Origin of the sequence: Streptomyces sp. NPDC051320 (genome assembly GCF_040682175.1) — a bacterium.
Taxonomy (GTDB): Bacteria; Actinomycetota; Actinomycetes; order Streptomycetales; family Streptomycetaceae; genus Streptomyces.
In genome coordinates, this window is the sequence record NZ_JBFBAL010000002.1 from 155,430 (window position 1) to 168,830 (window position 13,401).

Consider the following 13,401-nt stretch of genomic DNA (forward strand, 5'->3'; position numbering starts at 1 on the left):
GCGCGGGTCACGGCTGCGCGGGTCATGGCTGCACGAGTGGCTGCAGGTCGGAGAAGCGTCGGTCGCCGATCCCGTTGACCTCGCGGAGTTCGTCGACGGAGGAAAAGCCGCCGTGCTGGGTGCGGTAGTCGATGATGTGCTGGGCCAGCACCGGTCCGACGCCCGGCAGGGTGTCGAGCTGGTCGACGGTGGCGGTGTTCAGGCTCACCGGTCCGACCGGCGCGGCGGCCCCGCCGGCGGGTGCGCCGTTGCCGGCGCCCTGGGCGGCGGTTCCCTGCTGCGCCGGAGGCCCGCCGACGACGACCTGCTCGCCGTCCGTGAGCACCCGCGCCCGGTTCAGCCCGGCGGTGTCTTCACCGTCCTTGACGCCGCCAGCGGCACGTAGTGCGTCGGCGACCCGCGATCCCGCCGGCAGTTGCCGGATTCCCGGCTGCCGGACCTTGCCGCTCACGTCGACCACGATGCGCGCGGCGGCCCGGGTGGCCGACGCGGAGGGGGCCGCCCCCGGTGACGCGAGCGGCACGGCGGGCGACCGCGTACCCGCGCCGCTCGGCCGGCCCTCGCTGACGAGTTGGGGGGCCGGTACGGAGTGTGGCCGGCCGGTCCAGAAGTGCTGGGCGGCGAGGACCGCGGCCACGACCAGGACGACAGCCAGCGCGGCAAGCGTCCTGGGAGCGAGTCCGCATCGGGACTGGACCCACACCGGAAGCCGCTCCCGCAACGCCGCCCCGGCACCGGTGAGCACCGTGCCGGCCCGCGTGGGCGGGGGCGCGCCTGCCTCGGGGCCGAACGATGCGGCCGGGGGTGGAGAGGCCGGTACTGCCGGTGGATCCGCCGGTGCGGCCGGTGGGGGCGCCGGTACCGCCCGCGCGGCAAGAGGGCCCCGCTCGGCCTCCAGCACCGCCCCGCCCTCGCTGCCCCCGGCCGGGGAAGCAGCCGGGAAAAGGGCTTCCGCACGGAGGCGGGAGGCCGGCACGGACGCACTCGGCCGCCCCCCGCGCACCCGGTGTCTGCCATGCCGGGCGCGGCCGTCCGATGCCGGGGCGCGGCCGGGGCCGCTGGTGGCTGAGCGTGACGCAAGAGTTCGGGATGTCATGCCACGAGACGGTAGGCACCACACGAAAACCTTGCTGATCAAGGTCAATTATGGTGGAAAACCCACTCGTTGTGGATAAGCGGGCCACCCGAACGGGCGGATCAACGTGGCGAGACCACGGCCCCCAGTAGCCCCGGCCCGGTATGCGCCCCGATCACCGCCCCCACCTCACTGACGTCCAGCTCGACCAGCCCCGGCACCCGATCCCGCAGCCGCTCGGCCAGTGCGGCGGCCCGCTCGGGCGCGGCCAGGTGGTGCACCGCGATGTCCACCCGGCTGGTCCCGGCGCGCTCCGCGACGATCTCCTCGAGCCGGGCGATCGCTTTCGATGCCGTGCGCACCTTCTCCAGCAGTTCGATACGCCCGCCGTTCAGCTCCAGCAGCGGCTTCACGGCCAGCGCCGAGCCGAGCAGGGCCTGGGCGGCCCCGATCCGGCCGCCGCGCCGCAGGTAGTCCAGGGTGTCCACGTAGAAGTAGGCGGAGGTGCTCCCGGCGCGCTTCTCGGCGGCGGCGACCGCATCGTCGAGGGTGCCGCCCGCCTCTGCGGTCTCCGCCGCCGACACCGCGCAGAACCCGAGCGCCATCGCGACCATGCCGGTGTCCACGACCCGTACCGGCACGGGCGAGTCCTCGGCCGCCAGGAGGGCGGCGTCGTAGGTGCCGGAGAATTCGGCTGAAAGATGCAGTGAGACGATCCCGGTGGCACCGGCCTCGGCGGCGGCGCGGTAGGTAGCGGCGAACACCTCGGGACTCGGCCGGGAAGTGGTCACCGAACGCCGCTTCTGCAGCGCCAGTGCCAGGGCGCGGGCCGAGGTCTCCGTACCGTCCTCCAGGGCACGGTCACCGAGGACCACGGTGAGCGGCACCGAGGTGATGCCGTGCCGCCCCAACGTCTGACGGGGCAGGTAGGCCGTTGAATCGGTGACGATCGCGACAATGCGGGACATGAGCGGGAGATTACCTGCAGGGGGCGTGGTCCGGGAGCGCGGCCCCACTCAGGAACGGCGATTCAGCTGGTGCTCTTCGGACGCGGGGCCTTCTGCCACGGATACCGGGCCGACCGCTGCTCCCGGTCCCGCCCGGTGATCGCCTGCGGCTCGCCGACTGCCTCAGGACCGGTCTCCGGACTCGCGTCGGCGGCTGGATCCGGCCAGGTCTGTGCGGCCGCACCGGGCTGCGTGGCCGCACCGGTCCGCCCGCCGTCGGGCACGGTCCAGTGCCGCAGAGCCCCGGCCTCCACGCCGATCTGCTCGTTCAGCGCGGCCAGGTCGTCGTCGGCGAACCGCCGTGCCCGGTCCCGCGCCGCCCAGCGGAGCGCGTCGGCGGAATGCGTGATCTGCTCAGTGCGCTCGCGCAGGGCGGGCAGCCGACCGCTCAATCCCGCCCGGTCCGGTTCCCGCTCCAGACGCCTGAGTTCCGCGTCGAGCTCCAGCCCGTGTGCGCTGAGCCGCTCGAAAAGACTCAGCGACTCCTGCAGGGACGCGTCCTCGTCCACGCCCGCGTGCAGCGCGTCCTGGGTGGCCCGCATGGACGTGCGCAGCGTCAGACGGAGCTGTGCGAGCTCGCCCAGGACGCCCGGCTGGCCGTAACTCTTCGCACGCAGCGCGGTGTCCTCGACGGTGCGCCGGGCCTGCGAGATAGTGCGGTCCACACCACGCTTGGCGGCGCCCACCGCTTTGACGGTGAGGTAGGCCCCGGTCCCGACGAAGGCCAGAAAGAGCAGCGCCAGGATCAGGATCACGAAGTCCATGGGTGCCCCTCGGTCGTCGGCTGTGTCCCTCCACCGTAAACGGAACGGGCAGGCGCAGGGTTCCACGGGAACCCCGAACCTGCCCGTAGGGGAAAGCCCGCATGCCTCGCGCGGCTGCCCCGGTTCAGCCGCGGTCCGCCCGCGTCCGCCGTGATTCCGCCCGGCTACGCCGGAACGATGTTCACCAGCTTCGGCGCCCGGACGATCACCTTCCGGATGCCCGCACCCCCCAGCGCCGCGACCACTGCCTCGTCCGCCAGCGCCAGCCTCTCCAGTTCCTCGTCCGCGATCGACGGGGAGATCTCCAGGCGCGCCTTGACCTTCCCCTTGATCTGGACGACGCAGGTAACGGTCTCGTCCACCACGTACGCCGGATCGGCGACCGGGAAGTCCTGGTGCACCACCGAGGCGGTGTGCCCCAGCTTGCGCCACAGTTCCTCGGCGATGTGCGGGGCCAGCGGCGCGATCAGCAGCACCAGCTGCTCGGCGACCGTGCGCGGGACCGGGCCGCCCGCCTTGGTCAGGAAGTTGTTCAGCTCGGTGACCTTGGCGATGGCCGTGTTGAAACGCAGTCCGGCCATGTCGTGGCCGACTCCGTCGATCGCCTTGTGCAGGGCGCGCAGGGTGTCCTCATCGGCCTCGGCGTCCGTGACGGTGACCTTGCCGGTCTGCTCGTCGACGACGTTGCGCCACAGCCGCTGCAGCAGCCGGTACTGGCCGACCACCGCACGGGTGTCCCAGGGCCGCGAGACGTCCAGCGGGCCCATCGCCATCTCGTACAGGCGCAGCGTGTCGGCGCCGAACTCGGCGCAGATCTCGTCCGGAGTGACCGCGTTCTTCAGGGACTTGCCCATCTTGCCCAGCACCCGGCTGACCTTCTCGCCCTGGTACCAGTAGCCGCCGTCACGCTCCTCGACCTCGGTGGCGGGGACGGCGATTCCCCGGCTGTCGCGGTAGACGAAGGCCTGGATCATGCCCTGGTTGTACAGCTTGTGGAAGGGCTCGACCGAGGAGATGTGCCCCAGATCGAACAGCACCTTGGACCAGAACCGGGCGTACAGCAGGTGCAGTACGGCGTGTTCGGCGCCGCCCACGTACAGGTCGACGCCGCCGTGCGGCCGGTCTTCGCGCGGACCCATCCAGTACTGCTCGATGGCCGGGTCGACCAGCTTCTCGCTGTTGTGCGGGTCCAGATAGCGCAGCTCGTACCAGCAGGAACCCGCCCAGTTGGGCATGGTGTTGGTCTCGCGCCGGTACTTCCTGACGCCGTCGCCCAGCCCCAGGTCCAGCTCGACGTTGACCCAGTCCGCGTTACGGGACAGCGGGGTCTCCGGGGAGGTGTCGGCATCGTCCGGGTCGAAGGTGCGCGGCGAGTAGTCGTCGACCTCGGGCAGTTCCAGCGGCAGCATCGACTCGGGCAGCGCGTGGGCGACGCCGTCCTCGTCGTAGACGATCGGGAAGGGCTCGCCCCAATAACGCTGCCGGCTGAACAGCCAGTCGCGCAGCCGGTAGTTGACCGTTCCCTCGCCGATCCCCCGGTCGGACAGCCAGGCGGTGATCCGCGCCTTGGCCTCGGCGACGCCCAGGCCGTCCAGGGAGATGCCGTCGCTGCTCGAGTTGACCAGCTTCGCGTCGTGCGAGACGAAGGCGTCGTCCCAGGCCGCGGGGTCGGTGCCGCGGCCGTCGGAAGGCTCCACGACGCAGCGCATCGGCAGTTCGAAGGCGCGCGCGAAGGCGAAGTCACGGCTGTCGTGCGCGGGCACGGCCATGATCGCGCCGGTGCCGTAGCCCATCAGTACGTAGTCGGCGATGAAGACGGGCACCCGTTCGCCGCTGACCGGGTTGACGGCGTACGCGCCGGTGAAGACCCCGGTCTTCTCCTTGGCGTCGGCCTGCCGCTCCACGTCGGACTTCGAAGCGGCGAAGGCGCGGTACTTCGCGACCGCGTCGGCCGGGGTGGCGTGGCCGCCGGTCCACACCTCGTGCGTGCCGGCCGGCCAGGCGTCCGGGACGATCGACTTCTCGCCCGAGATCAGCTCGTGCTCGGGCGCCAGCACCATGTACGTCGCGCCGAACAGGGTGTCCTGGCGGGTGGTGAACACGGTGATGCGGTCATCGCCGGAACCGACCGCGAAGTCGGCGCGGGCGCCCTCCGAACGGCCGATCCAGTTGCGCTGCTGCAGCTTGATCGCCTCGGGCCAGTCCAGCGCGTCCAGGTCGGACAGCAGCCGGTCCGCGTAGGCGGTGATGCGCATGTTCCACTGCCGCAGCTTGGCCTTGAACACCGGGAAGTTGCCGCGCTCGGAACGGCCGTCCGCGGTCACCTCCTCGTTCGCCAGTACGGTGCCCAGCCCCGGGCACCAGTTGACGGGCGCGTCCGAGGCGTACGCCAGGCGGTACTCGCCCAGCAGGTTCGCGCGCTCGGTGGCGTCCAGCTCGCTCCAGGAGCGCGGGCCGGGCACCGGGCGCTCACCGCTCTCGAACCGGGCGACCAGTTCGTCGATCGGGCGGGCCCGCTGCGCCTCCTCGTCGTACCAGGAGTTGAAGATCTGCAGGAAGATCCACTGCGTCCACTTGTAGTACTCGGGGTCGATCGTCGCGAACGACCGGCGCTGGTCGTGTCCCAGGCCCAGCCTGCGCAGCTGGGACTTCATGTTCGCCATGTTGGACTCGGTTGAGGCCCGCGGATGTGTCCCGGTCTGTACGGCGAACTGCTCGGCGGGCAGCCCGAACGCGTCGAAGCCCAGGGTGTGCAGCACGTTGTGCCCGGTCATCCGCTGATGGCGGGCGTACACGTCGGTGGCGATGTAACCCAGCGGGTGCCCCACGTGCAGCCCCGTGCCGGACGGGTACGGGAACATGTCCATGATGAACTTCTTGGGCCGGGCCGCCAGCGCCGGATCGCCCGCCAGGTCGCCACTCGGATTCGGCGCCTCGTACGTGCCGTCGGCGTCCCAGAAGTCCTGCCAGCGTGCCTCGATGTCAGCGGCCATGGCAGCCGTGTAACGGTGCGCCGCAGCCACCTCGGCCGCAGAATTCGTCTCGCTCATGATCCTCAAAGCTCCATCGGTCGTCTCTGCCGGCGAACCCATCTGGTGGCGCCCGTGGCACCAAACGAAAAAGCCCCTCGCACAGGAGGGGACGCCACGCTGATGCCGACCGGGACACTCCGTCGGTCGGAACTGATCAGCGCGGCTCGCTAAGCAGAAGGCGTACGGCACGCATGGCGTCAGGGTACCGCAGGCGCCGTCCCGCGTTGTACGGAGATACCCGACGGGCGAGGTTACTCCGCGTACCGCCCTGTACTGGGGCAACCGTGCAAACGCCGTACTGCTCGGTATCGAGCGACCTAGCATGCCGCAACGGGATCGCATTGCCGAACCATTCGGAGTCGCCCCTATGAACCCTCATCGCACGTCGCTCAACGCTCAACGCTCAGCATCAATCGTTCTCCTGCTCCTCGTCCCGCTCATTGTGTTTGCAGGAAGCAATGCCCTGCGGTCCGCTACCGATTTCATCGCAGGCGTTCTCTCCCTGGTCTCACTGACCGCCGCAGTGGTCTGGGGCCTGATAGCCACCGACCGGCTGCTGCTCTCCTCCCGGATGCGGCTGGTCGCTCAGGGCGTTCACCGCACGGTCGCGGTCGCGTCGGTCTTCTTCCTGCTGCTGCACATCACGGTGAAGGTCGCGCTCGGACATGTCGCGGTGCTCGGTGCCCTGGTTCCCTTCGGACTCGGTTTCCGCGGCAGCGCCGGCCTGATCGGTTTCGGTTCGCTCGCCGCGTATCTGCTGATCACCGCTGCGGCCACCGGTGCGCTGCGCAGCGCGTTCGCCACGCCGGGCCGCACCCCGCTCGGGATCGCCGGCCGCTGGCGGACGCTGCACATGCTGGCGTACCCGGCCTGGTGCACCGGTCTGGTGCACGGGCTGTACGCGGGCCGTGCACCGGCGACCTACGTGGTGGTGCTGTACAGCCTGTCGCTGGTCCTGGTGGCCGGCGCGCTGGCGGTGCGGATGCTGCCGCCGCCGGTGAAACGGCGGATCGCGGCCCGGATCACCGAACTGGCCGGTCCGGGCGCGGGCTCCTCCACCGGGGCCCCGCTGCCACCGGAAGCCCCGGTGGCTCCCCCGGTACCGGATCAGCCGCCCCACCAGCAGACACCGTCCTACCAGCAGGCCCCGTCCTACGAACAGTCACCGTCTTTCCAGCCGACACCGCAGTACCAACCGACACCGCAGTACCAGCAGGCGCTCCACCCGGAGCCGCAGTCGTACCAGCAGTCCTGGACCCGCGACCGGCCGCCGTCCTGGCCGCGGGCCTACGAGCCGAGCACGCCTTCCTACGCCCAGGGGCCGCCCCCGCCGCAGCAGCCACCCCAGCAGCCCTTCCAGGACCCGCTGACCGCCCCCCGGCCGCTGTACGAACCGCAGCCCCGCACCGGTATCGGTGGCGGCGGCCGCTGGCCGGCCCCGGCACCGCCACCACCCGCCGAGGCTCCCGTGTATGACGCACCGGACACTCCGGCCTACCCGTCCGGTTACGCCACCGAACCCCTGCCAGGTCCGTTCCACCCGCCCTCCCCCGGCGAGCCCTGGCACACCCCCGCAGGAGACCGAAAGTGAACGTCCCCCTCCCCGATGTCCCCGAGGTCCGTGTGGTCGGCCTTCCCCAGCTGACCTCAGGCTTCGACCTGGTCGAGCGCCTGGATCTCGCCATGCATCTGAAAGTGCACGGCCCGCTGGAACCGCAGACCGGTGAGCGCCTCGCCGAGCTGGCCGACGCCATCTCGCTGCGCGGCCGCGGCGGCGCGGGCTTCCCGTTCGGGCAGAAACTGCGGGCCGTGGCCAAGTCCGCGATCCGGCGCGGGGTGCGGCCGGTCGTCGTCATCAACGGCAGCGAGGGCGAACCCGCCTGCCGCAAGGACACCGTCCTGCTGAACCGCGCACCCCACCTGGTGCTGGACGGCGCTCTGTTGGCGGCGGAGGCGCTCGGTGCGCGCACCCTGATCATCGGCCTCACCCGCAACTCGACCGAGTCGTCCATCCGCGCAGCGCTCAGCGAGCGAGGACTCTCCGACCGGCGCGGGCAGCGGCTGCGGGCGCGCATCGTCCGCACCCCCGAGCGCATGGTCTCCGGTGAGGCATCGGCGCTGATCCGGGCCGCGGACGGCGGGCCCGCGCTGCCCATGGGCCGGCGCAGCCGTGCGTCCGACTCCGGGGTCGGTGGCGCGCCCACCCTGCTGTCGAACGCGGAGACCTTCGCGCAGCTCGCCATCGCCGCCCGGACAGGACCCCGCCGCTACGGCCACACCGGGCTCTACAACGAGCCGGGAACCGTCCTGCTCACCATCTCGGGTGCGGTCGCCCGGCCGATGGTCGTCGAGGCGCCCACCGGGGTGCCGCTGCGCTACGTGCTTCAGCTGGCCGGTGCCCCGTCGGCCCCCCAGGGCGTGCTGACCGGTGGCTATCACGGCAACTGGATCGACGCGGTCGCCGCCCATGACGCCGCGGTCTCCCGCGAGTCGCTGGCTGCCCTCGGCGGGGCGCTGGGCGCCGGTGCGATCCTGCCGATCGGCCAGGACACCTGTCCGCTGGGTGAGGCCCTGCGGGTCGCGAACTGGCTGGCCGCCGAGACCGCGGGCCAGTGCGGCCCCTGCAAACTGGGGCTCCCGGCCGCCGCGGGCGGCCTCTCCGACGTACTGAACGGCGGTGGCCCCGCCGCGCTGGAAGCCCTGCGTGAAGTGACCCAGGCGGTACGTGGCAGAGGCGCCTGCAAACACCCGGACGGCTCGGCCCGCTTCTACGCCTCCACCCTCTCCGCCTTCACCGACGACCTGGCCGCCCATGTACTGGGCGGCGGCTGCGGGCGCGAGACGCTGGGTGTGCTGCCACTGCCGATGCCCGGCTACACCGAGGAGTCCATCGCCACCGGCGAGAAACTGGCCGTCGACTGGACGCTCTGCCAGGGCCACGGTCTGTGCGCGGACCTCGTTCCCGAGCTGATCCGGCTGGGCGCCGACGGTTATCCGGCGCTCGCCGACGCTTCGGTACCGGTCCATCTCAGGGGGCGTGCACAACGAGCCGTACGCCGGTGTCCCGCGCTCGCACTCCGCATCGAGCAGCCGCCGGCGGAGCAGCGACCGTCCCGGCCGGCGCTTCCCGGCGGCGACCGCAAGGCGCTGGGCAGCGGCCGGAGTTGAAAAAAGTGGGCCACCCGACCGGGTGGCCCACTTCACAAACCGAGGAGTGGAGCTAAGGAGAATTGAACTCCTGACCTCCTGCATGCCATGCAGGCGCTCTACCAACTGAGCTATAGCCCCGTGCTGTGTACCGCTTGCGGGGAGAACCCCCTGCGGCTTCGCCAACATTACACGGTTTCCCCGGTGCTCTGCCAAATCGATTCCCGCACCGTCCGCTCAGGCGGTGGCGAAGGAGTAGAAGCGCTTGAGCGTGCAGTGTTCCTCGAGCAGCCGTCCGTAGATCGGCTCGCCCTCCAGCTCACGGTAGGTCTCGATCGGGTCGCCCTTTATGATCAGCGCCCGCGCGCACTCCTCGCACCAGTACTGGTAGTCGGCGTTGACCGGGTCCATGTCACGGACGATCGGCGTACCGCTGCCGCACCAGTCGCATTTCCTCCTGTGCGCACCCACGGTCAGCTCCAGCTGCGGCAGCGGGCCGTGCATACCGTGCGCGCGGAGGGAATGCCGACGCCGCCTGCGAGGGCATGGGCGCGCTCCAGCATGCTCGCGGGCATCGCGCGCTCCCCTCCCGTTCGGGCCGTCGTCCCCCTCCGGCGGTCCGATTCTGCCATGGCCCCGCAAGAGGGTCAGCGGCGTCGGAGAACGAGACCCGTCGCACCGTCCGGAATCACCGCGTCCGCGGGCGCCGACGAACAGACCGGCAGCGCATGACCGGAGGCGCGCGCCCCCGGTTCGTCGATCCGGTTGAGGAAGAGCCTGCCCAGGGTCAAGGCGCCCACCGGACCGCCGAGTTGGGTGACCGTCACCAGCAGTCCGCTCGCATCGGCGGCCTACTCCTGCCGTACCCGGCCGGGCGCCGGCCTGCGCCGGGCTGACGGCCGGCGAGAGACCGGCTCCGCCGCCGACGAGGGCCGGACAGACGGCGGGCCGATATCACCGCCGTCGCGGCAGCAGCCGGCCGGTGGCGGCCGCGGAGACGGCGGTCAGGCCGAACCCGGTGGACACCAGGGCGCGTTGCCAGGACCTCGGCCACTTGCGGCAGGCGAGCCCGATCAGTCCGAAGACCACAGCGGTCGGCGCGAAGCGGCCCGTACTTCGCCGAGCTCCGGCATAGCGGCGATGTGGCGCAACCGGGACCGCGGGTGAAGACCTTCCGGCATGCTTCGGCGGGCGGAGGCGCGCGGCACGGCTGCGGGCGGGATACCGGGCCCGGGCTCCGGGCGCCGGCAGTGGGCGCGAACAGCAGGAAATCCCGCCCCCTGACCGGGGACGGGATTTCCGATTGTGGAGCTAAGGAGAATTGAACTCCTGACCTCCTGCATGCCATGCAGGCGCTCTACCAACTGAGCTATAGCCCCGCTGTTCGCTTCGTTCCCTGCATATTCTGCGGTTCCGCGCTGCGAACAAGAAGAACTTTAGCCTGCGACCAGCCGGAAAGTGAAATCCGCCCCGTCGGCCGTGCGACGGAGGGTTCAGTCGTCGTCGCCGAGCACCGGCTCCGGAAGGGTGCCGGCGTTGTGCTCGAGCAGGCGCCAGCCACGCGCGCCCTCGCCCAGCACCGACCAACAGCAGTTGGAGAGGCCGCCGAGGCCCTCCCAGTGGTGCGACTCGAGACCGAGCAGTCGACCGATGGTGGTGCGGATGGTGCCACCGTGGCTGACCACGACCAGCGTCCCGCCGTCGGGCAGCGCGTCGGCGTGCCGCAGCACGACCGGGGCGGCCCGGTCGGCGACCTCGGTCTCCAGTTCGCCGCCCCCGCGCCGCACCGGCTCACCGCGCTTCCACGCCGTGTACTGCTCGCCGTACCGCTCGACGATCTCCTCGTGCGTGAGTCCCTGCCAGCTGCCGGCGTACGTCTCGCGGAGGGCGGAGTCGTAGCTGACGCCGAGGCCGGTGACGGCGGTCAGCTGGGCAGCGGTGGCCGCGGCCCGGGAGAGGTCCGACGCGACGATCGCGTCCGGCTTCAGCGAGGCGAGCAGCCGGGCAGCCCGGCGCGCCTGACTGACTCCGTCATCGGTCAGTTCGATGTCCGTGTTGCCCTGGAACCGGCGCTCCAGATTCCAGGCCGTCTGGCCGTGCCGCCAGAGAACCAGCCGGCGGCCCCGGCCGCCCTTGGTGCCGTTCAGCTCAGCTCACCGTCCAGATCCGCGTCGTCCTCGGCACCGTGCAGCTTGGCGTGCTCCGCGGCCTTGCCGCGGGTCTTGGCGGCGTCCTCGGGCAGGGGCAGCTCGGGGCAGTCCTTCCAGAGCCGCTCCAGCGCGTAGTAGACGCGCTCCTCGCTGTGCTGGACATGTACGACGATGTCCACGTAGTCGAGCAGGATCCAGCGGGCGTCCCGGTCGCCCTCCCGGCGCACCGGCTTGGCGCCGAGCTTCTTGTTCAGCTGCTCCTCGATCTCGTCGACGATCGCCTTGACCTGGCGGTCGTTGGGCGCCGATGCGAGCAGAAAAGCGTCGGTGATCGACAGCACATCGCTGACGTCGTACGCGGTGATGTCGTGCGCGAGCCGGTCGGCGGCCGCCTGAGCGGCGGCGTTGATGAGCTCGATGGAGCGGTCAGTGGCGGTCACAGGCAGGCTTTCGTCGGCGGTCGGTGGAACGGGGGGTCCAGGAGGCTCCACGGAGACCCACTGGGCCCCCAAGCGTCTCACGGACCGCCGACAGGCTTGAAACCTCAGGTGATCCTGTAGTCCTGGCCGAGTTCCGCAGAGACGTCCGCGTTGTCCGCCACCTTGCCCTGGTGCACCGCCGAGGTCGGCAGGCCCAGCGTCTTTGCGACCTCTTCCGCCTTGCTCTTCTGTGCCGCCTCACCGTAAGTGACCTGGGACGATGCCGTACCGGTCGGCTTCTCGCCGATCACCACCGAGTAACCGCCGTTGACCAGCGCGATCCGGGCGGACTCGGTCGCGCCCTTCTTGCCACTGCCGTCGCGGATACCCACCCGGACCGTGTCGCCCTGCTCGGGCGCCTTCACCGAGCCGCCCAGGACATCCTTGATCGCACCGGTGGCGGTAGCCGCACTGAGCGTGCCGTTGCTCTGCACCGGCAGCACCGTGGTCCGGTAGTCGCCCTTCTTGGCGTGCGCCGCCAGCTTGGCCAGCGAGGCACCAAGATCCTTCTCCGTCAGCGGTGGGTCTAGCACCAGCCCGAGATTCCGCACCGTGGTCGTCGCGGCCTGCGGGTCGTCCGAGATCTTCTCCAGGACGCCCTGCATGACCTGTCCGAAGCGCTCCAGTTGCTTCGTCTCGGGCTCACCGGGCGCGCGGTAGGTGGCGTAGGCGACGGCCATCTGGCCACTGAGCGTCTGATCCTTGCCCTTGCTCACCAGCGGCGCGGTGTCCTTCTTGGTGTCCGGCACGGCGACATCGGTGTCGACCTCGATATTGCCGACCAGCTCGACCAGGTTCTCCAGAAAAGGGGTGTCCAGGCGCCAGGTGGCCCCGATCGTGGTGCCCAGCAGAGTGCCGAGCGCCTGCCTGGTGCCGTCCGAACCGTCGTCGTCGACGGATTTGCCGAGCGTGGTGGTCGTCCCGTCGTCATTCGACACCGAGAGGGAGTTGGGCAGCAGCAGGGTGGTGCCCTTCCCGGTGGTGACGTTGTCGACGAGCAGCGCCGTCGAGGTGCCGCTGCCACCGGTGTTGTGCAGGTGGACCACGATCACGTTGCGCTGCTGTGCGCCGCCGGCGGCGGTGCTCCCGCCGTCCGGCCCGGAGACACCGGGCAGCTTGCCCGCGTACCAGAGGTAGCCCACACCGCCGACGACCACCAGGGCGAGCGCGACCACCAGCGAGACGACCCGGTTGCGGCCGCGCCGCCGGGCCTCCTCACGTCGTTCGCTGCGGCTCTCGGTGAACTTCAGCCAGTCGATGACGTCTTCGGAGCCCTCGTTCGGCTCCTCGATGAACGAGAACTGCTCGGTCCGGTACTCGCCCTCGCCGGACGCGGGGCGCCGGGGGCCCGGCACGGGGCGTTGAGGCTGTTCCTGCGCCGGTTGTCGCGGGGGCTGCGGCTGATCGCGCGGAGGTGACTGCTGCGGGATCCACTGCTGGGTGGTGTCCACGGCGGGCTGCTGCCCGGTGCCGTAGTCGTAGCCCTGCCCGGGCTCGTAACCCTGGGATTCATAACCCTGGGACTCGTAGCCCTGCTGGGACCGGTAGCCCTGCTGAGGGGGTATCGGCTGCTGACGAGGTTCCGGCTGGGCGTACGGGTCGTAGCCGTATCCCTGCGTCTGCTGCGTCTGCTGCGGCTGAACCTGCTGGTACACCGGCTGCCCGTACTCGTCGTACCCGACGAGCTGCATCGGCTGCCCGTACTGGTCGTACTGCACGTACGGATCCTGTCGGTCGTTCAACGGTG

At 70.8% G+C, this 13,401-nt stretch carries 12 protein-coding genes and 2 tRNA genes; 2 read left to right on the plus strand and 12 right to left on the minus strand.

Going from position 1 to position 13,401, the window contains the following annotated elements; translation table 11 throughout:
• Nucleotides 1-22: 22 nt before the first annotated feature.
• The 4 genes from AB0M87_RS04855 to leuS all read right to left on the minus strand — a co-directional run bounded on the left by AB0M87_RS04855 (nucleotide 23) and on the right by leuS (nucleotide 5,896).
• Complete coding sequence (locus tag AB0M87_RS04855) at nucleotides 23-1,096, minus strand: ComEA family DNA-binding protein (protein ID WP_365850190.1); 1,074 nt, start codon at nucleotides 1,094-1,096, stop codon at nucleotides 23-25.
• Nucleotides 1,097-1,197: 101 nt separating this feature from the next.
• Nucleotides 1,198-2,043 carry a DegV family protein gene (locus AB0M87_RS04860; protein WP_365850191.1) on the minus strand — a complete coding sequence of 282 codons (846 nt, stop codon included), beginning with the start codon at nucleotides 2,041-2,043 and terminating at the stop codon, nucleotides 1,198-1,200.
• Between the two features lie 62 nt (nucleotides 2,044-2,105).
• Nucleotides 2,106-2,846: a hypothetical protein gene (locus AB0M87_RS04865; RefSeq protein ID WP_365850193.1), complete on the minus strand. Its 741-nt coding sequence runs from the start codon at nucleotides 2,844-2,846 to the stop codon at nucleotides 2,106-2,108.
• 164 nt (nucleotides 2,847-3,010) lie between these two features.
• The gene (leuS, locus tag AB0M87_RS04870) at nucleotides 3,011-5,896 is read right to left on the minus strand and encodes a leucine--tRNA ligase (protein ID WP_365850195.1); all 2,886 of its coding nucleotides are present in this window, start codon (nucleotides 5,894-5,896) and stop codon (nucleotides 3,011-3,013) included.
• A 424-nt stretch (nucleotides 5,897-6,320) separates the two neighbouring features.
• Between leuS and AB0M87_RS04875 the strand changes: the two genes are divergently transcribed.
• Nucleotides 6,321-7,469, plus strand: a complete 1,149-nt coding sequence (locus tag AB0M87_RS04875; protein WP_365850197.1) for a hypothetical protein — start codon at nucleotides 6,321-6,323, stop codon at nucleotides 7,467-7,469.
• On the plus strand, nucleotides 7,466-9,046 hold the full coding sequence (locus tag AB0M87_RS04880) for an NADH-ubiquinone oxidoreductase-F iron-sulfur binding region domain-containing protein (protein ID WP_365850199.1): 1,581 nt from the start codon (nucleotides 7,466-7,468) through the stop codon (nucleotides 9,044-9,046). The genes AB0M87_RS04875 and AB0M87_RS04880 overlap by 4 nt, the downstream gene beginning before the upstream one ends.
• Before the next feature lie 47 nt (nucleotides 9,047-9,093).
• Here AB0M87_RS04880 and AB0M87_RS04885 read toward each other — a convergent pair.
• The 8 genes from AB0M87_RS04885 to AB0M87_RS04920 form a co-directional block, all read right to left on the minus strand.
• Nucleotides 9,094-9,166, minus strand: a tRNA-Ala gene (locus AB0M87_RS04885).
• A 96-nt stretch (nucleotides 9,167-9,262) separates the two neighbouring features.
• On the minus strand, nucleotides 9,263-9,496 hold the full coding sequence (locus AB0M87_RS04890) for a hypothetical protein (RefSeq protein WP_018103228.1): 234 nt from the start codon (nucleotides 9,494-9,496) through the stop codon (nucleotides 9,263-9,265).
• A gap of 176 nt (nucleotides 9,497-9,672) precedes the next feature.
• A complete protein-coding gene (locus AB0M87_RS04895) occupies nucleotides 9,673-9,852 on the minus strand; it encodes a hypothetical protein (protein WP_365850200.1) in 180 nt (59 codons plus the stop codon).
• 127 nt (nucleotides 9,853-9,979) lie between these two features.
• Nucleotides 9,980-10,114, minus strand: coding sequence for a hypothetical protein (locus AB0M87_RS04900; protein WP_365850202.1), 135 nt, complete (start codon nucleotides 10,112-10,114; stop codon nucleotides 9,980-9,982).
• 217 nt (nucleotides 10,115-10,331) lie between these two features.
• Nucleotides 10,332-10,404: transfer RNA gene (locus AB0M87_RS04905), tRNA-Ala, on the minus strand.
• A gap of 114 nt (nucleotides 10,405-10,518) precedes the next feature.
• Nucleotides 10,519-11,172, minus strand: coding sequence for a histidine phosphatase family protein (locus AB0M87_RS04910; protein WP_365850946.1), 654 nt, complete (start codon nucleotides 11,170-11,172; stop codon nucleotides 10,519-10,521).
• Complete coding sequence (gene rsfS / locus AB0M87_RS04915) at nucleotides 11,169-11,615, minus strand: ribosome silencing factor (RefSeq protein ID WP_365850203.1); 447 nt, start codon at nucleotides 11,613-11,615, stop codon at nucleotides 11,169-11,171. Before rsfS ends, AB0M87_RS04910 begins: the two co-directional genes overlap by 4 nt.
• Before the next feature lie 104 nt (nucleotides 11,616-11,719).
• A complete protein-coding gene (locus AB0M87_RS04920) occupies nucleotides 11,720-13,396 on the minus strand; it encodes an LCP family protein (protein WP_365850204.1) in 1,677 nt (558 codons plus the stop codon).
• Nucleotides 13,397-13,401 lie beyond the last annotated feature (5 nt).